Source organism: Thalassotalea fusca (genome assembly GCF_053485835.1).
This window is the reverse complement of record NZ_JBQRUN010000001.1, coordinates 231,046-248,772: the sequence shown is the minus strand read 5'-3', so window position 1 is coordinate 248,772 and position 17,727 is coordinate 231,046. Positions and strand designations below refer to the sequence as shown.

General features: G+C 42.4%; 17 protein-coding genes. 5 read left to right on the top strand and 12 right to left on the bottom strand.

Features of this window, described 5'->3' with window-relative positions; all coding sequences use genetic code 11:
• Positions 1 to 108: 108 nt before the first annotated feature.
• Positions 109 to 1,056, bottom strand: a complete 948-nt coding sequence (locus ACSLUK_RS01070) for a flagellar motor protein MotB (RefSeq protein ID WP_448546640.1) — start codon at positions 1,054 to 1,056, stop codon at positions 109 to 111.
• Between the two features lie 11 nt (positions 1,057 to 1,067).
• Positions 1,068 to 1,832: a flagellar motor protein PomA gene (gene pomA / locus ACSLUK_RS01065; RefSeq protein ID WP_448546639.1), complete on the bottom strand. Its 765-nt coding sequence runs from the start codon at positions 1,830 to 1,832 to the stop codon at positions 1,068 to 1,070.
• A 293-nt stretch (positions 1,833 to 2,125) separates the two neighbouring features.
• Between pomA and ACSLUK_RS01060 the strand changes: the two genes are divergently transcribed.
• The 4 genes from ACSLUK_RS01060 (at position 2,126) to ACSLUK_RS01045 (ending at position 6,881) form a co-directional block, all read left to right on the top strand.
• Positions 2,126 to 2,359 carry an exodeoxyribonuclease VII small subunit gene (locus ACSLUK_RS01060; RefSeq protein WP_448546638.1) on the top strand — a complete coding sequence of 78 codons (234 nt, stop codon included), beginning with the start codon at positions 2,126 to 2,128 and terminating at the stop codon, positions 2,357 to 2,359.
• A 2-nt stretch (positions 2,360 to 2,361) separates the two neighbouring features.
• Positions 2,362 to 3,261 (top strand): (2E,6E)-farnesyl diphosphate synthase, encoded by a 900-nt coding sequence (gene ispA, locus ACSLUK_RS01055; RefSeq protein ID WP_448546637.1) that lies wholly within the window; start codon positions 2,362 to 2,364, stop codon positions 3,259 to 3,261.
• 16 nt (positions 3,262 to 3,277) lie between these two features.
• On the top strand, positions 3,278 to 5,143 hold the full coding sequence (gene dxs, locus ACSLUK_RS01050) for a 1-deoxy-D-xylulose-5-phosphate synthase (protein WP_448546636.1): 1,866 nt from the start codon (positions 3,278 to 3,280) through the stop codon (positions 5,141 to 5,143).
• Between the two features lie 196 nt (positions 5,144 to 5,339).
• The gene (locus tag ACSLUK_RS01045; protein ID WP_448546635.1) at positions 5,340 to 6,881 is read left to right on the top strand and encodes an amidase; all 1,542 of its coding nucleotides are present in this window, start codon (positions 5,340 to 5,342) and stop codon (positions 6,879 to 6,881) included.
• 142 nt (positions 6,882 to 7,023) lie between these two features.
• Here the strand turns inward: ACSLUK_RS01045 and ribBA are convergent, their stop codons facing one another.
• The 10 genes from ribBA to ACSLUK_RS00995 all read right to left on the bottom strand — a co-directional run bounded on the left by ribBA (position 7,024) and on the right by ACSLUK_RS00995 (position 16,740).
• A complete protein-coding gene (gene ribBA / locus ACSLUK_RS01040; RefSeq protein WP_448546634.1) occupies positions 7,024 to 8,133 on the bottom strand; it encodes a bifunctional 3,4-dihydroxy-2-butanone-4-phosphate synthase/GTP cyclohydrolase II in 1,110 nt (369 codons plus the stop codon).
• A gap of 10 nt (positions 8,134 to 8,143) precedes the next feature.
• Entirely contained in the window at positions 8,144 to 8,803 is a 660-nt protein-coding gene (locus ACSLUK_RS01035) for a riboflavin synthase (protein ID WP_448546633.1), read from the bottom strand.
• A gap of 1 nt (position 8,804) precedes the next feature.
• Positions 8,805 to 9,908: a bifunctional diaminohydroxyphosphoribosylaminopyrimidine deaminase/5-amino-6-(5-phosphoribosylamino)uracil reductase RibD gene (gene ribD, locus ACSLUK_RS01030; RefSeq protein ID WP_448546906.1), complete on the bottom strand. Its 1,104-nt coding sequence runs from the start codon at positions 9,906 to 9,908 to the stop codon at positions 8,805 to 8,807.
• A gap of 68 nt (positions 9,909 to 9,976) precedes the next feature.
• Positions 9,977 to 10,429 carry a transcriptional regulator NrdR gene (nrdR, locus tag ACSLUK_RS01025; RefSeq protein ID WP_448546632.1) on the bottom strand — a complete coding sequence of 151 codons (453 nt, stop codon included), beginning with the start codon at positions 10,427 to 10,429 and terminating at the stop codon, positions 9,977 to 9,979.
• Positions 10,430 to 10,612: 183 nt separating this feature from the next.
• Positions 10,613 to 11,869 carry a serine hydroxymethyltransferase gene (gene glyA, locus ACSLUK_RS01020; RefSeq protein ID WP_448546631.1) on the bottom strand — a complete coding sequence of 419 codons (1,257 nt, stop codon included), beginning with the start codon at positions 11,867 to 11,869 and terminating at the stop codon, positions 10,613 to 10,615.
• A 297-nt stretch (positions 11,870 to 12,166) separates the two neighbouring features.
• Positions 12,167 to 12,772 (bottom strand): hypothetical protein, encoded by a 606-nt coding sequence (locus ACSLUK_RS01015; protein ID WP_448546630.1) that lies wholly within the window; start codon positions 12,770 to 12,772, stop codon positions 12,167 to 12,169.
• Positions 12,773 to 13,363, bottom strand: coding sequence for an RNA polymerase sigma factor (locus ACSLUK_RS01010; RefSeq protein ID WP_448546629.1), 591 nt, complete (start codon positions 13,361 to 13,363; stop codon positions 12,773 to 12,775).
• A gap of 29 nt (positions 13,364 to 13,392) precedes the next feature.
• Positions 13,393 to 14,556 carry an ABC transporter permease gene (locus tag ACSLUK_RS01005; RefSeq protein ID WP_448546628.1) on the bottom strand — a complete coding sequence of 388 codons (1,164 nt, stop codon included), beginning with the start codon at positions 14,554 to 14,556 and terminating at the stop codon, positions 13,393 to 13,395.
• Positions 14,553 to 15,287: an ABC transporter ATP-binding protein gene (locus ACSLUK_RS01000; protein ID WP_448546627.1), complete on the bottom strand. Its 735-nt coding sequence runs from the start codon at positions 15,285 to 15,287 to the stop codon at positions 14,553 to 14,555. The genes ACSLUK_RS01005 and ACSLUK_RS01000 overlap by 4 nt, the downstream gene beginning before the upstream one ends.
• A gap of 10 nt (positions 15,288 to 15,297) precedes the next feature.
• Positions 15,298 to 16,740 carry an alpha/beta hydrolase gene (locus ACSLUK_RS00995; RefSeq protein ID WP_448546626.1) on the bottom strand — a complete coding sequence of 481 codons (1,443 nt, stop codon included), beginning with the start codon at positions 16,738 to 16,740 and terminating at the stop codon, positions 15,298 to 15,300.
• A gap of 117 nt (positions 16,741 to 16,857) precedes the next feature.
• On the opposite strand from ACSLUK_RS00995, the gene ACSLUK_RS00990 reads away from it, so the two are divergent.
• On the top strand, positions 16,858 to 17,724 hold the full coding sequence (locus tag ACSLUK_RS00990) for a PhzF family protein (protein WP_448546625.1): 867 nt from the start codon (positions 16,858 to 16,860) through the stop codon (positions 17,722 to 17,724).
• Positions 17,725 to 17,727: the final 3 nt, after the last annotated feature.

The window sequence follows — 17,727 nt, the reverse complement described above, 5'->3', positions numbered from 1 at the left end:
AAATTCGCGAATTGCTCAGGGTTAGAGTCAAGTAAACATACTCCACTTCTTGAATTCAAATCAAGATAAGCGGTTTATTGACTCTGACTCCGTGTAGAGCAGCTTGAGTTACTGCTCAGTAACAGAGAATGGTTCTGACTCTTTTGCCTTACCTTGATTAATCGAGATTTCTACTCGACGATTGCGACGACGATTCAGCGCATTGGTATTAGGTACCAACGGTTTAGTGTCCGCGTGACCAACAACTAATAGTCTTGTCTCGTCAAAACCCGGTACTTTAATCAACTCATGCGCTATGGCCACGGCCCTTTTACTCGACAAATCCCAATTCGACGTAAATAGTTCAGAGCTAATTCCTTGGTTATCCGTATTACCTGACACCATGATTTCACCCGGCACGGTATTGAGCAATTCACCAATTTCTTGAATTATCGGCCTAAATTTGGGTTGTAAAAACGCCGAGCCTGAAGGAAAAGAACCATTTTCGCGAATACGAATAATGACTTGTTGACCCAAGGATTCAAGCTCAATAGCACCATCTTGAATTTGTTGCTCAAGTTGTTCGGCAATTTTCTTAACTAGTTCATTGACTTGCTCTTGCGACGCTTGCTCTAGCTCGTCACTGGCTTTTTGGCGTGCCTGTGCTGACATTTCATCAGCAGTACTTTGAGATTGACCACCACGCTCCGTTCCGCGCTGCTCTTGACGCCCACCTGCAGAGGTTTCATCACCCGCCTGAAACTCCAGCATTTGCTGGGTCATTTCAACGGTTTGTTGCTGAATAACTTCAATCGGCGTCGGCTCTGGCTTACCTGGTCTGAACTCTTGCGCAATAATACTTGTGCCTTTGGGGATATCTTTTACTTCAATTTTATTTTGAACACCAAATGCAAACTTCATCGAACCTGCTATTTGTTTGAATTTCAGAACATCCATTTCCGAAAACGAAAGTAACAATACGAAGAAACACATCAGCAGCGACATTAAGTCAGCAAATGTTCCCATCCAAGCGGGTAGCCCCGCAGGAGGGCATTTACACTCTGGAGGATTTGACATATTCGTCGCTCCTATTCTTCAGTGGTACTAACAGTTCGCTTACTTTCCGCTAGGTAATTCTTCAGTAAACCTTCAATTACACGCGGGTTTTGACCATCCTGAATGCCGAGTACGGCGTCTAAAATTAGTTCCTGATTTAACTTTTCTTCGGCCATACGTAACTTCAGCTTATTCGCTATTGGTATCGCAATTACGTTTGCCAAGAACGCACCGTATAACGTAGTTAACAAGGCAACTGCCATCGCTGGGCCGATTGCTTTAGGATCATCCATGTTTGATAACATGGCAACTAGACCGATCAAGGTACCAATCATTCCCATCGCTGGTGCAACGTCTGCAAGCGCCATCAACATGCCAATGCCGGTTTCATGTCGCTCTGTTGTTAGATTGATATCTTTCTGCAATGTTCCCCTAACGACATCGGCATCATGACCATCTACCAGCATATCGACGCCTTTTTGCATAAAAGCATTAGTAATTTCAGCTTCTTCTAATGCCAAAAAGCCGCCTTTACGTGCAGCGTCAGCCATCTCTACTGACTTTTCAATTAATTCATCTGGTTTTTCAATTTTGAATAAAAACGCTTTGCCTGCAATTTTACCTATGGTAAAAAATTGCCCTAAGTTGTAATTCGACAACACAACGAATGTCGAGCCACAAAATACGATTAAAATAGACTGCGTATCAACGAACATACTGATATCACCGCCTAAAATCATCGCCATGACGATAAAGCCGATAGCGCCAAGTAGCCCAAGTAGCGTAGCTAAATCCACAAATGCCTCCAGAAAATTGTATCTATACCTGTTAGAACTATTACAACGTCAATTCGGTATTATCACGCGCAAACTTACCTTGATAATACATGAAGGGGTAATGATGCGCGAACACAAATGATAAATCACTATTATTCTAATACTGTTATTATCGTCCAATTTGTCAATAACTTAACCTTAATAATAGTCTTTTTTGTTACAAGGCTATTTTCAGCTCTAGATTGACCCAAGCGAGCTGCTAATGTAGTGTTGCGCCATTATTTAAAATTGCTGTCAATCTGGATCCACCAAGCATGGCAAAAAAGAAACTAGAAAACCTTAATTTTGAAGAATCTCTTGACGAGCTTGAGACTATTGTTGAGAAGCTAGAACAAGGTGAATTATCGTTAGAAGATGCGATGTCACTGTTTGAAAGAGGCTTGAATTTGAGTCAACACAGTCAAAGCAAACTAAAAGATGCTGAACAAAAAATTCAGATCTTGCTTGAAAAAAATGGTCAATCAACCCTTGAAGATTTTTCAGAATAAGTATGATGAGTCAACAACCGCTTCCGCAACTTGCCCAATATCAAGATAGAATAAATACATTTCTCCTTCAGCAAATCGACAGACTGGCGGTAAATGACAAGAAGCTAATAGAAGCAATGCGCTATGGCCTGCTTATCGGCGGTAAGCGTATGCGTCCATATTTAGCTTACATTACAGGTGAAGCGTTGGGTGCGGAAATTTCAGATATCGATGCTGTTGCTGCTGCATTAGAGTGTATTCACGCATATTCATTACTGCATGACGACCTACCCGCGATGGACGATGATGATTTACGTCGTGGTCAGCCTACTTGTCACAAAGCATTTGATGAAGCAACGGCTATATTAGCTGGCGATAGCTTGCAAACAATGGCGTTTGATATTTTAGCGAATCATCAATTTTCAGCACAAGCAGCTGGAAAACAAATTAAACTCGTTCAGCAATTGTGTCACGCCTCTGGCTATCAAGGCATGTGTGGAGGACAGGCGTTAGATTTGTCCGCTACAGATAAAACCATCAGCTTGGCAGAATTAGAACATTTGCATTCGCTTAAAACCGGTGCATTACTTAAGGCGGCAGTATTAATGGCGGCTGAATGTGCACCATCAGTTACCGAAAACGACAAACAACAGCTAACAATATTTGCAGACTCAGTAGGACTTGCCTACCAAGTACGTGACGACATTATTGATATCATCTCTACTGAAGAAGAATTAGGTAAGCCAAGCGGTTCAGACCTTGCAGCTAATAAAAGTACCTACCCTTCACTTCTTGGGCTAGACGGCGCTCAGCAGAAAGCGGACGACTTATATCAACTAGCGCTTCAAGCTTTAACAAGTTTGTCATACAATACGCAGAATTTATCTGAATTTGCCACTTTTATAATCAAACGCAAAAGTTAATAACGACAATTATACTATGACTACAGATCCAACCGACTATCCATTGTTGTCTAAAATCAACTCTCCAGACGACTTACGATTGTTAAATCGTTCGCAATTACCACAAGCGAGCGATGAACTGCGTCGCTATTTATTGAATTCAGTCAGCAAGAGCAGTGGTCATTTTGCCTCAGGGTTAGGCACCATAGAACTCACAGTGGCTTTGCATTATGTTTATCAAACCCCATTCGATCATTTGATTTGGGATGTAGGTCACCAAGCGTACCCGCACAAAATTCTGACGGGGAGACGTGAACAGTTACACACCATCAGACAAAAAGATGGGTTACATCCCTTCCCATGGCGTGAAGAAAGTGAATATGACGTACTAAGCGTTGGCCATTCAAGTACGTCAATTTCTGCTGCATTGGGTTTAGCCGTTGCTGCTGAAAAAGAGGGCAACAACCGTAAAGTCGTTGCTGTAATTGGTGACGGTGCAATGACCGCAGGTATGGCGTTTGAAGCGTTAAATCATGCTGGTGATATTCATAAAGATATGCTCGTGATATTGAACGACAACGAAATGTCGATATCAGAAAACGTGGGCGCACTAAATAATCACTTAGCTAAGCTATTATCAGGTAGCTTTTATACGGGCATTCGTGAAGGAAGTAAGCGCATACTTGGCAACATTCCACCTATTAAAGAACTCGCCAGCAGGGCTGAAGAGCACCTTAAAGGGATGGTTGTACCTAGCACCTTCTTTGAAGAACTTGGTTTTAATTATATCGGACCAATCGACGGTCATGACGTAAACGGCTTAGTGGATACCATCTCAAATATGCGCAGCCTAAAAGGGCCGCAGATTCTACATATTGCCACGAAAAAAGGTAAAGGGTACGAAGCAGCTGAGCAAGATCCTATTAAGTATCATGCGGTACCTAAGTTTAATCCTGCTGACACCAATTTACCCAAGAGCAAACCTACGGCACCGACCTACTCACAAGTGTTTGGTGACTGGTTATGCCGCATTGCTGAGCAAGATGAACACTTAGCCGCTATTACACCGGCCATGCGAGAAGGCTCTGGCATGGTAGAGTTTAGCCAAAGATTTCCTGACAAATATTTCGATGTGGCAATTGCCGAGCAACATGCAGTCACTTTTGCAGCAGGCTTGGCTATTGGCGGTAAGAATCCAGTTGTAGCGATTTATTCAAGCTTTTTACAGCGTGGATACGATCAATTGATTCACGACGTTGCTATTCAAAACTTACCGGTTTTATTTGCGATTGACCGTGCAGGCATCGTTGGGGCTGATGGCCCTACGCACCAAGGCGCTTTTGATTTAAGCTTTATGCGCTGTATTCCAAATTTAGTCATTATGACACCATCTGATGAACGTGAATGTCAACTGATGCTGACAACAGGCCATAAATTACACCAACCAGCAGCGGTACGTTACCCACGTGGCAGCGGTACTGGCGTAGAATACCCCGCTATCGATGCAACGATTGAAGTAGGTAAAGGCGTTGTAAAACGTCAAGGCAGTGAAATTGCAATACTGAACTTTGGTACAACGTTGGTTGAGGCCGAAAACGCTGCTAATGAACTGGCGGCGACAGTCGTTGATATGCGATTCGTTAAACCTTTAGATACTGCACTACTCGATGAGATTGCCAAAACTCACGCAACCATCGTAACCGTAGAAGACAACGCTATTGCAGGCGGTGCAGGATCTGCAGTAAATGAGTATTTACTCTCACAAAAATTATCTGCTCAGATCCTCAACATTGGTTTACCTGATGTGTTCATTAAACATGGAACCCAGCAAGAAATTCATCAAGAATTGCTACTCGACAGCGAAGGTATCGTTAAACAAATTAACGCTTTCTTAAGCCGTTAACTTGTCTTGTTTGACTATTTAATTTATCGGGGAGCCAAATGGCTCCCTTTTTTGTTTTTAAACAGCTGTAATCATTTCAGCACAAGTTTACACATTTCGGTTGACGAAAATTTAGGCTCCTCAAGTAGACACGCTTGCACTCAAAACGCTATAACATTTGCCAAATACTAATAAAAATATAGAAAGGATGATAAAAATGCGCGCGGCAATTGGGAAGATAATAACAATTTGGGCGTTAGTGGCCACCGTTGCATTACCTTGTGCAGCGGCAAACGTCGATGAAAATGATACGATACCCCAGTTACATCAAAAAATGCTTAACGGGGAGCTGACGAGCGAAGCCTTAGTGCAATTTTACTTATCGCGAATCGCGAAAATTGACGACAATGGCGTTAAACTTAACGCAGTCGTTCAACTCAATAAGAACGCCTTGGCTGAAGCACGTAACTACGACGTGCAACTGAAAAAATCAGGCTTAGTGGGAGCACTTCATGGCATCCCAGTGCTACTCAAAGATAATATTGATACTGCTGAAGGGCTGGCAAATACTGCGGGCTCTCTCGCCCTTAAAGAAAATTTCCCCAAAAATAACGCGTTTATCGTTGAAAAACTAAAACGAGCGGGTGCTATTATTCTAGGAAAAGCAAACTTGAGCGAGTGGGCAAACTTTCGCTCTACATCCTCTTCAAGTGGCTGGAGCAGCTTGTATGGACAAACGCGAAATCCATATGATCTAAATGCTTCGCCATGTGGCTCAAGCTCCGGTTCAGGCGCATCTATCGCGGCAAACTTGGCGACAGTAGCAATCGGCACGGAAACTGACGGTTCCATTACCTGCCCTGCCGCAGTAAACGGTATTGTAGGCATTAAACCCACTCTCGGCAGTGTGAGTCGTTCAGGAATTATTCCTCTTGCACAAAGCCAAGATACAGCCGGCCCCATGGCAAGACATGTTACCGATGCCGTCATCGTACTCGATGTTATTGCAGAAGAAGATCAAATAGACCCTGCAGCCATAGCTTCACCGATTGAATATCCACAGCACCTCAAAGCAAACGGATTGAAAGGCAAACGCATTGGCATCGCTCGCGATTTGATGGGCTATCACAAAGGCTTAGATCGCGTATTTGAACAAGCAATAAATGACTTAACTGCCCAAGGCGCAATAATCGTCGACAATCTTGCATTTGCTGAAAGAGAAAAGTGGGGCGAAGCTGAATTTAGCGTATTACTTCACGAATTTAAGCACGATATTAATCAATACTTATCACAAACAGCACCATCGCTACCAAAATCATTAGCACAAGTAATTGAGTTCAATAAGCAGCATGCTCAGCAAGTCATGCCCTTTTTTGAACAAGAATTACTGGAGATGGCGCAAGCAACGAAAGGCTTAAACGACGAAGGATACAAAACAGCCTTAGCACAGTCAAAATTACTCACGCAAGACAAGGGAATTGACGCGCTGTTAACCGCACATGATTTAGATCTGATCATTGCTCCGACAACAGGGCCAGCATGGCAAATCGACTTAATTAATGGTGACCATTATTTGGGCGCAGCATCATCAGCTGCCGCAATTGCTGGTTATCCACATATTACCGTGCCGATGGGATACGTTCATCACCTGCCTGTCGGTTTATCGTTTTTTTCAGGCAAGTTGAGTGAAGATCGCTTAATCGAAGCCGCCTATGCTTACGAACAAGCGACCAAACATAGAAAAGCCCCTATATTATAGGGGCTTTCATTTGTAAATCGCTGTGTTTGCCTTCATGCTGAGTGCGCAGCAATCGAAGTATTAGATACCCTTCGATTACTCGTTCCTCGCACTCATCGAACGGATTTAATCGAAGCAGGAGAGTCCCTTCGACAAGTTAATATTACTCAGAAATATACTCTACGACTTCTAAACCGAAACCAGATAACGAGTGATATTTGGTTTGAGAGCTTAACAAGCGCATTTTACTCACGCCTAAGTTTGATAGGATTTGCGAGCCAACCCCTACATTTCGTGATCCCACATGACGCTTAACTTCTTTTACTTTTTCACCTGCATCAAGCTTGGCGTATTTTTCGACTTGAGCAATCAACTCTTCCGTAGACTCATGTTTACCAAGTAACACCAATACACCACCTTCTTTTCCGATACGCTCAAGTGCATCGGCAATTGGCCACTTGTTCACGCTTTCACGATGGCTATGGAGCAAATCTCTAAACGTATTTTCTAAATGTACACGTACTAACGTTGGCTCGTCTGCTTTGATTTCCCCTTTGGTCAATGCAAAGTGCGCCTGACCATCGATGGTATCTTTGAAGACAGATAAATCAAAGTCACCATATGCTGTTGGCAATTTACACTGTGAAATACGCTCAATCGTAGTTTCAGTAGCATTACGGTATTCAATAAGATCGGCAATGGTACCCATTTTAATACCATGTTTTTCGGCGATAACTTCTAAGTCTGGTCGACGAGCCATCGTACCATCTTCATTAAGAATTTCGACAATCACAGCAGCAGGTTCAAGACCAGCTAAACGCGCCAAATCAACGCCAGCCTCGGTGTGACCAGCACGATTTAGTACACCACCGTCTTTAGCCATTAATGGAAAAATATGGCCCGGTTGCACGATTGCGTCTTGATTGGCATCTTTAGCAACAGCAGCCAACACTGTGGTAGCACGATCAGCAGCTGAAATCCCTGTTGTTACTCCTTCTGCGGCTTCAATTGAAACCGTGAAGTTAGTCGTAAATTGAGCATCGTTTTTGTTCACCATTAATGGCAAATTGAGTTTTCTGCATCGCTCGATGGTCATTGGCATACAAATCAAGCCGCGACCATGCGTTGCCATGAAGTTAATGGCTTCAGGAGTAACCAGTTCAGCCGCCATGATGAAGTCACCTTCATTTTCGCGGTCTTCATCATCCATCAAGATAACCATTTTACCTTGTTTGATATCTTCGATGAGCTCCTGTGGAGTATTTAAGTTCATGACAACCTCTTTATTTGATAAAGCCACTTTTTTGTAGCAAAGCTTCTGTAACACCTGTAGGTGCTGGTTCAGATGTTTGTTTTTTTAATAGTAGACGCTCAATATAACGTGCCATTACGTCTACTTCGATATTAACTGTTGTACCTGCCTGATAACTAGGCATGATGGTTTGTTCGCTCGTATGCGGAACTATGGTGAGTCTGAATGCATCATCACGCAAGCTATTGACGGTTAGGCTTACACCGTCAACCGTGATTGAACCTTTTTCAGCAATATAAGGTGCGATGTGGTCATCCATAGATAGCCAATACTCTTTGCTATTACCATTTTGAGTCACACTAACAATTGTCGCAACGGCGTCAACATGTCCTGAAACAATGTGCCCACCAAAGCGAGTCGTTGGTAGCATGGCTTTTTCCAAATTGACTTTTTGCCCTACACCATAGTTTGCAAAACCCGTTCTGCTTAGCGTTTCTTTCGACACGTCAGCACTAAAACTATGGTCATCAAATGCAACAACAGTTAAACAAATGCCATTGGTAGCAATAGAATCACCCAATTTAACATCGCTCATATCGAGTATGTTAGTGGCAATCGTGATTCTGGCGCCCTCGCTGTTAACCTGTATTGATTGAATAGTACCAACCGCTTCAATTATTCCGGTAAACATATTATTTCTCTTTAATTTTGGCGTTAATGCGAATATCTGCACCCACTTGTCTCACATCGGTAATATCCAATGTCAGCGCATCAGTTAAGTGTTGAACACTTGGCATGTTGACTAAGCTCATCGCTGTAGAGCCTAGAAGTTTAGGCGCTTGATAGAGTACCAACTCATCAACTAATTTCTGTTCAAGAAAGCCGCCAGTTAAGTGATTTCCGGCTTCTACTAATAGCTCATTCAAGCCTCTGCTCGCCAATAATTCAACTACTGACGTTAAACAAAGGTACTTGCTATCGCTTGCCAAAGGCACGGAAACCTGTTCGACAAATTCTGGCCAGCGCAAAGTATTATCAATTGAAGAGCTAATGATGAGTATGGGAGAAGGTTCGCTAAAAAGTGGTAAATCGGGCGTCAGGCGCTTGTGATTATCAATGACGACTCTTAGGGGCTGTCTAATAGTCACACTCGGATAACTGTTATTTTTTTGTCCTGAAAATAGTTCGTCAGACCTTACTGTCATTCGGGCATTATCACGTATGACACTAACAGCACTGGTTATAATTGCACAACTTGCTGCGCGTAACCTTTGAACATCCTGACGTGCTGCTTTAGACGTTATCCATTGACTTTCACCATTCGCCATAGCGGTTTTGCCATCTAGACTTGACGCTAATTTACATCGAACCAATGGTTTTCCAGTGGCCACCCGCTGGATATAGCCCTTGTTCAATGCGGCGGCATCTTCAGCTAAAAGGCCTACTTCAACGGTTATTCCTGCCTCAGTTAAGAGCTCAAAGCCCTGTCCGGCAACATGTGGGCTTGGATCTGTCATCGCACAAATGACTTTGCTTACGCCAGATTTAATCAAAGCCAGTGCACATGGCGGAGTGCGACCAAAATGACTGCATGGCTCAAGCGTTACATAGGCTGTAGCACCTTTTGCTGCATCGCCCGCTTCATTTAGTGCGTGCACTTCGGCATGCTCTTGCCCTGCAACGATGTGAAAACCTTCACCCACAATTTGATTATCATTAACAATGACGCAACCCACACGTGGGTTAGGAGATGTTGTATATCTCCCCTGTGCTGCGAGTTTTATTGCTCGTGCCATAAAGGCGTGTTGTTCGGGACTATATTGCACTGTCACTCTTTAATGCCTTTCATTCAACTCTTTGATAATCAGTCATCACCAAGACGTGCAATTTCTTCACCGAATTCGCGAATGTCTTCAAATGAACGATAAACGGAAGCAAATCTAACGTAAGCAACTTTATCCAGATCTTTAAGTTGCTCCATAATGATATTGCCTAATAGCTCACTGGAAACTTCTCGCTCGCCCGTTGCACGCAACTGAGATTTAAGACGATTTATGGCCTTTTCTGTCTGTTCAACGCTTACTGGTCTTTTTTCGAGCGCACGTACTAAGCCACTTCGTAACTTATCTTCGTTAAACGGTTCGCGAGAGCCATCACGTTTAATAATTCTCGGCATGACTAGCTCAGCCGTTTCAAACGTCGTGAACCGCTCTTGGCATGTAGTACATTCCCTTCTACGCCTAATTTGGTGTCCGTCAGCAACTAATCGAGAGTCGATAACTTTAGTTTCTGTTGTTGAACAGAATGGGCAGTACATAGTGAACCCTGAGGTAAAAAAAATTAGCGGTATTTTAAACTAATTGTTCATCGATACCAATTCTTAAGAGGAAATAGTTATTTTCTAATTTGCAGCTAATTTCGAAATGATACAAACAAAAAAGCGAACGCCTTATTCAGGAGTTCGCTTTTGCTCTTAATCTTAAGTTCAGATTAATGAATACTACGCATAAACAGGGAAGCGTGCACAGATCTCTTTAACTTTGTCTTGAACTGATTTGATTACATCTTCGTTTTCAATATCGTCAAGGATGTCACAAATCCAACCCGTTAGTTGTTGAGTTTCTTCAACACCAAAACCACGACGTGTGATAGCTGGTGTACCTAAACGCAAACCAGAAGTAACAAATGGAGAACGAGGATCGTTAGGTACAGAGTTTTTATTAACCGTGATGTGCGCACGACCTAACGCCGCGTCAGCATCTTTACCAGTGATATCTTTGTCAATCAAATCAAGAAGCAACAAGTGGTTTTCAGTGCCATTTGATACGACTTTATAACCACGTTCTTGCAATACAGCGACCATCGCTTTGGCATTAGCCAACACTTTTTCTTGATAAACTTTAAATTCAGGTTGTAATGCTTCTTTGAAAGCTACCGCTTTAGCTGCGATAACATGCATCAATGGGCCACCTTGACCACCAGGGAATACAGCGCTGTTTAGCTTCTTGTAAACATCTTCATCACCACAACCTGAAACGATCAAACCACCACGAGGGCCAGCTAACGTTTTATGCGTAGTTGTTGTAACAACATGAGCATGAGGAACAGGATTAGGATATAAGCCAGCGGCTATTAGACCTGCAACGTGCGCCATATCTACCATGAAGTAAGCGCCTACTTTATCGGCGATTTTACGCATACGTGCCCAATCAACGATACCAGAGAACGCAGAGAAGCCACCAATAATCATTTCAGGCTTATGTTCTTCCGCTAAACGCTCTAGCTCTTCATAGTCGATGTCACCTGTTTCTGGGTGTAAACCGTATTGATATGCTTCGTATGATTTACCTGAGAAGTTAACATGAGAACCATGCGTTAAGTGACCACCATGCGCAAGGCTCATACCTAACACTTTTCCGCCTGGCGAAACTAGCGCTTGGAAAACGGCAGCGTTTGCTTGTGAACCAGCATGTGGTTGTACGTTTGCGTAGTCAGCACCAAATAATTCTTTAGCACGCTCAATAGCTAATGCTTCTGCTTTGTCAACATGCTCACAACCGCCGTAATAACGTTTGCCCGGGTAACCTTCAGCATATTTGTTAGTTAGCTGTGAACCTTGTGCTTCAAGTACACGAGGGCTACAGTAGTTTTCAGATGCAATAAGTTCGATATGTTCTTCCTGGCGAACTACTTCATCTGTCATTGATTGCCAAAGTTCAGCATCAAAATCGGCAATATTCATATCACGAGTCAGCATGTTTATACCTCTATTTCACAGCGAATACGCTGGACGGTTAAGATTAAATTAATTGCCGCATATTTTGCCTGAATCACACACGCTTGTATACGTTAAAACTCGGCCACGTTATTTCAATTTGCGATGATTTATACAAATACATGAACCGTCAAATATGCGGTAAAAACTTTCAAAGACAAGATCAAATTGGTCTTGTTCGTAATATATAGAACAAGAAACGAAATGACAACAAATTTAATATAAACATCAAGCCAATATTCAGAATTAAATTCCGACTTGCCACCCACTATCCGAATGTTATTTCATTTGTTGTAGGCGCTTCAACTCTGCTAAGCGTTTGCGGTGAAACCAATGGGTCACTAGGTAACAGACAAGAATCATCCCGTATATTTCGGTAATAATAGACCAAACAGAAATATTAAGTTCTGTACTAAGTTCTTTAGCGAATAGCCCAACGAGAACTATCATCAACCAATAGTATATTTTGATTAGTTTGATATACCTTAAAGATGACAGACATCCTCTCAAGGCATTGTCTAGTGCGCGTTCTGGGCTGTCGCAAGCTTTTTTCCAAGCTTTGGAGCGAATTTTGACTTCGTAATAGACAAACACAATGCACAAGAGGGATGATACAGCAAAATAGACAACCGTCATGGTGCCTATTTCTTCATTTTGAGAAAACACAACGGTCATAACAACAAGAAAAATTGTCGCAAGAATGTTTAGCCATAAAATGGCCTTTGCCCATAACGTTCTTCGCTTCGTTTGCTTAAGTAATTTATCAATATCCGACTTTTTAAATGGCTGTTCTTGCCAGTCTTCCGTTAACAACTGCCAATCATCTCCAAATACATCACTCGGAGAAGTAGACTGTTCTAACGATTTATCTTGTTCTTTATTCATTTATGCAGCCATCAGTGTCATTAAAGCAGTTTTTGCACGTTGCAGCCTGACACCAACTAGATTGGTTGTAATTGACAGTACCTCTGCAATTTCTTGGTAACTCATTCCTTCTAGTGCCAATGTAATTACCTGTTGCTGTTCAAGTGTTAGTCTGCGAATTGAAGCCAATAATTTTTGCTGTCTTTGATGTTGATCCAATGCCTGATAAGGCGTTACATTTTGGTTATCAACTTCGTGATCTTGTAGATTATGCTTTTCTTCTGATTCTGTCTTTATAGTACGTACCGACTTTGCAACATGCGTTGCCAACACATTATGGGCAATACGCGCAACAAAAGTTTTAACGCTGGCATCAGCACGAAAACTTGGTAGCGCACGCCAAATGTTGAGCGCGATTTCTTGAAATAACTCATCTTGTATTGCGGGCTTTGCTTCAAAACCGACAATGATATGACGCAGTAGTTTCTCATGCATCGTCATCCATTCGGTAAATAAGGCTTGATTGTTCAAGTAGGCGCTCCCCTGCTCCGCTGAAAATTCAGTAACACAGGTGTTATTATTATTGAGCGATAATGTAAACGAGTTCACCATAGAGTACAATCAAACCTTATTCTAACTTGCTAACTTAACGACTGAATCACTTTTTCTGATTGCAGTTTTTTCGTCAGCCCAACTACAAGTGCAGCGACTGCAACAATTGTGATCACGGTAGTTGCCATTAATGCAAACCAATCTACAGGTAAGCCTTTAAAAATATCTTCCATGATTAATGATTGACCAGATACTGGAATGAAATCTAGCCATTGTGGCTTGTTATCCATGAAGTTCAACGCAAAAGGCAGCATCACAGGTAACATGATGACCATAGTGACCGACGATTGCGCTTCCTTAAAACTTTTCGCTTGAAAAGAAAAGAAAAGCTGAACTGCGGAAGCAAATAAACAAAGCGGTAGCAACATGCCCACAATGATTACCACTGTCATTGGTTCTAGGCTGAATGACGCACCAATTTTAGACAAATCAACAAACGACATTGATACCGATGTCAGAATAAGTGTCAGTGCAACACCAAGCAGCGCAATAATCGTCGCCGAAGTCAATTTAGCCAGTACAATCTTCATTGTGCTTACTGGTTGACATAAAAGTATTTCTAAAACATCTCTTTCTCGTTCACCAGCACTTGAATCGATTGCAACGGACAAGCCTGACATAAATGCTGCCATTAACAAATACATGCCTAACATCATCGAAATCATCATGAAGTTGCTACTAGGTAACGATGTATCTTGTTCAACAAGATTTACTACTTGCAATAATCGAACATCAATACCACGCACCAATAATCGCTTGTAGCCAATTTCGCGAGAGTAATCTCTAATAGAATTCTTGACTCGACGTAGTGGCGAACTCAATGACTGTTCACTGAAATCTGCGCGTAAGGTAATGTTAATCACAACACCTTTCGCCATGTCTTCAGCAAATGACGCAGGAATATTTAGCTCAATATTTCGGTCATCCCAGAGCTTTTGCTCTTCGGCTGGTACGCTGGCAAACGGATAAATATTTTCGTCCGCAAGCTTTTTAATCAGCTTAGGTGCATGCTCTTCGCCCGTAATTTTCACATAAATCGGTGGCTTAGAAACCATCTCCTTGATCGCCATTTTCGACATACCAAAAATCACTAGCGGCGCCATAAAGGCCAGCATCATTGCGACTAGTAAGGCACGCTTATCCCTAAATGCTTCTTTTAATTCTTTAATTAATAGCGCTTTAAATTGGATCATGCTGCAACTCCTTCATCTGAACCAATAAGTTTCACGAACGCTTCTTCAAGCAAAGATTCGCCTGCCAGATCACACAGCTCTTGTGGTGTACCTTGTGCAGCCACTTTACCGTTAGCCACAATGATCACACGATCACACAATGCCGCAACTTCTTGCATTACGTGTGATGAAAACACTATGCAATGGCCTTTTTCTTTAAATGTGCTCAGGTAGTTACGTAAAATACGTGTACTCATTACATCAAGCCCGCGTGTAGGTTCATCTAACACAAAGTTTTTAGGCTGATGTACTAAAGCCTGTGCAAGCGTCACCTTCATACGCTGACCTTGCGAAAAGCCCGCTGTTTTGCGATAAGCTAGATCTTCCATATTGAGATCAGCAATGATTTGCTCAATCGCTGTTTTCTTCGCTTGTCCCGCCAAACCGTGAATACTTGCAAAGTAGTCAATTTGCTCATAAGCGGTTAATCGTTCGTACAAGCCAAATTTATCCGGAAAAATTCCTAAGCGAGCACGCGCTTCCAATGGCTGCTCTTTCACAGTAATGCCGTCTATTTTGGCATAACCTTCGTCTGCTTTAAGTAAACCGTACAATGTACGTAAACATGTGGTTTTACCTGCACCATTTGGTCCTAATATGCCTGTAATTTCACCGTCTTTTGCAGTGAATGACAGACCGTCTAATGCTTTAACTGACTTAAAGCTTTTATGTAAATTACTTACTTCAATCATTTCCTATTCCTTAAATGCTTCCATTGAGGCCCGTCATAAATGTTTCATCTGGAATATTTTCCAAACATGACTCATCTAAGTTATTTGGTTCCAATTTTGAAAGGAACTCGTCGATAACGTTAATTGCACAGGTTGTAGGTCCCGGTGTATGCGCACTATTTTTCAGCACAATATGCTTGCTGTTCGGTAATGTTTTGGCTGTGTAATCGCCATTACTTGGTGGTGTTACTGGGTCTAAATCACCAGAGATAATCAAAGTAGGAATATTAGCGGTTACAGGTTGGTAGAAACTCTCGTCAGGGCGATATTGCGGCCATACCGGACACGCGGTAATCCATGCCATATGACTATTAGCGCCGCCAAACGAATTGTCTGCATCAATAATACGATCTTGTTCGGTAACGCGAGGGATATCTTCGTTGCAAACTATATTAAATGTCAGTCCAACGTACATGCCTGCAGAACCGTCTGTTTGCGCAATGAGGCCAGCCAATGGCGCATAGTTTCCAGCATACGCTTGATGTACAACTAGAGGTACGAGTGAACGCGTTTGCACCGAATACAGCTGCATACGTAAGGCATTGATGAGTTTGTTTTTATTGATAATAAAATCAGTCATGGTTCCCAATCGAGGATGCGGAATTCGCACTACGACAGGGGCCTCATCGAGTCGTTGGGCTAGAGCAGTGAACTCACTTGCCAGATTCGGATAGGCCTTTTTACATGCTTCATCAGCCTGACAATTACTGAGTAACTTCTCAAATGAGCGCGCCGCACTTTTGCCGAATAATCCAATAGGCACTTCTACAGGCCCCACGCTGTCAAGCACCACGGCACGTAGTGATTCTGGGAACATGCGCATATAAACTAAACCAGCACGCGTACCATATGAACCGCCATAGATATTGATCTTTTGATGGCCAAGTGCTTTTCTCACTTCGTCAAAATCACGGATAGCGTTTTCCGAATTATACTGGCTTAAGTCTCCTTTGAGGGTCGACAAACACTCTTGTACTTCTTTCGCAGTAAATTCTTCAGGCAACATCGCGTATGGACTTTGTTCTGCCACATCGTCACATTGCAGTGGGTGCGATTTTCCGGTGCCACGCTGATCAACGAGGATCAAGTCACGTGTTTTTCTCACTTCATTAAACGCGTCATATAAACCTGCAGCCAATTCAACTGCCGCCTGACCAGGCCCACCCGCCAAGAACATGAGAGGCTCTTTGTTTTGACTATTATCGATGGCAGGCAATATCGCAAAATTAATCGCTATTTCTTCGCCTTCAGGATTACTATAGTTTTCTGGAACAGTAAGTGTTCCGCATTGCACTTGCTGCTTGATTCCGTCAAGGTGACAGCTTTCCAACTGAAGTTTGTCACTACTTGCCCAACTCGATGTGGCAAGTGCAGAAAGACTTAGCGCAAATAATTTTTTCCAATGTTGTTTCATATTGTCCTTCCTTATTAAATGTCGTTAAACTAGTCAAACATAAGTTGAATTTATTACACCTTTTTTTCACTATTCGTTAACTTTTTACTTTTTTGTATAAATACATGGAGTTACATAATGACCGTCTATCACGTTAATGCATTTACTCTAGAAGGAGATGGAGGTAATCCAGCAGGCGTTGTCTTAGACGCTGACCAATTGACTTCAGAGGAAATGCAAAAAATTGCCCACCAATTGGGCTTTTCAGAAACAGCATTCATCGTAGATACCCGTTATGATGATGACTATCAGGCTGATTTTCGTATACGATTTTTCACCCCAAACACAGAAGTCGATTTTTGTGGTCACGCAACGCTAGCAAGTTTTGCCATATTGCATAAGAAATCAATTGTTTCTGAAGGCTGTTATGTCCAACAAACCAAAGCAGGCCTGCTTACCGTGGAAGTGAACGAAAATGGCAGCATTACGCAGCAACAAACACTCCCTCAGTTTCTCGAAAAAATACCGCCTATTGAAATTGCTCAGTCTTTGGGTCTGTCCGTTGATAGTCTCACGTTAGATAAATATCCAATCCAGTGTGTCACAACAGGGTTAGTTGACATCATCATACCTGTAGAAAAAGGTTTACTCGATTCAATTAATCCAGACCACCAAGCGATCATGGACATTTGTCGTCGCTATAACGCGATTGGTTTCCATTTGTTTGAACTCGACAGCGCAGGCTCAATATTCACAGCCAATTGCAGAAATTTTGCCCCGCTAGTTGATATTCCCGAAGAATCAGCCACGGGTAGCGCCAGTGGAGCACTTGCAGCATATTTGCATAAATACAGCAGCAAGCATCCTATTAGTTTTCGCTTTGAACAAGGTCGAGCAATGCATGCACTCTCTGAAATTTTTGTCAGTTTGAGTGTTACTGACGATGAAATCGATGGTGTATATGTCAGCGGTTATGGTGAGCTGGTTAAGACTATTCCGCTATAGTCG

What these genes read in the sequence shown, in the direction of transcription:
- ribD (WP_448546906.1), bottom strand. Translation starts at nt 9,908, where the DNA reads ATGGCACGAGCAATAAAACTCGCAGCACAGGGGAGATATACAACATCT.
- ACSLUK_RS01060 (WP_448546638.1), top strand. Translation starts at nt 2,126, where the DNA reads ATGGCAAAAAAGAAACTAGAAAACCTTAATTTTGAAGAATCTCTTGAC.
- ACSLUK_RS01015 (WP_448546630.1), bottom strand. Translation starts at nt 12,772, where the DNA reads ATGAATAAAGAACAAGATAAATCGTTAGAACAGTCTACTTCTCCGAGT.
- ispA (WP_448546637.1), top strand. Translation starts at nt 2,362, where the DNA reads ATGATGAGTCAACAACCGCTTCCGCAACTTGCCCAATATCAAGATAGA.
- nrdR (WP_448546632.1), bottom strand. Translation starts at nt 10,429, where the DNA reads ATGTACTGCCCATTCTGTTCAACAACAGAAACTAAAGTTATCGACTCT.
- glyA (WP_448546631.1), bottom strand. Translation starts at nt 11,869, where the DNA reads ATGCTGACTCGTGATATGAATATTGCCGATTTTGATGCTGAACTTTGG.
- ribBA (WP_448546634.1), bottom strand. Translation starts at nt 8,133, where the DNA reads ATGAACTTAAATACTCCACAGGAGCTCATCGAAGATATCAAACAAGGT.
- ACSLUK_RS01005 (WP_448546628.1), bottom strand. Translation starts at nt 14,556, where the DNA reads ATGATCCAATTTAAAGCGCTATTAATTAAAGAATTAAAAGAAGCATTT.
- ACSLUK_RS01000 (WP_448546627.1), bottom strand. Translation starts at nt 15,287, where the DNA reads ATGATTGAAGTAAGTAATTTACATAAAAGCTTTAAGTCAGTTAAAGCA.
- dxs (WP_448546636.1), top strand. Translation starts at nt 3,278, where the DNA reads ATGACTACAGATCCAACCGACTATCCATTGTTGTCTAAAATCAACTCT.
- ACSLUK_RS00990 (WP_448546625.1), top strand. Translation starts at nt 16,858, where the DNA reads ATGACCGTCTATCACGTTAATGCATTTACTCTAGAAGGAGATGGAGGT.
- ACSLUK_RS00995 (WP_448546626.1), bottom strand. Translation starts at nt 16,740, where the DNA reads ATGAAACAACATTGGAAAAAATTATTTGCGCTAAGTCTTTCTGCACTT.
- ACSLUK_RS01010 (WP_448546629.1), bottom strand. Translation starts at nt 13,363, where the DNA reads ATGGTGAACTCGTTTACATTATCGCTCAATAATAATAACACCTGTGTT.
- ACSLUK_RS01035 (WP_448546633.1), bottom strand. Translation starts at nt 8,803, where the DNA reads ATGTTTACCGGAATAATTGAAGCGGTTGGTACTATTCAATCAATACAG.
- ACSLUK_RS01045 (WP_448546635.1), top strand. Translation starts at nt 5,340, where the DNA reads ATGCGCGCGGCAATTGGGAAGATAATAACAATTTGGGCGTTAGTGGCC.
- ACSLUK_RS01070 (WP_448546640.1), bottom strand. Translation starts at nt 1,056, where the DNA reads ATGTCAAATCCTCCAGAGTGTAAATGCCCTCCTGCGGGGCTACCCGCT.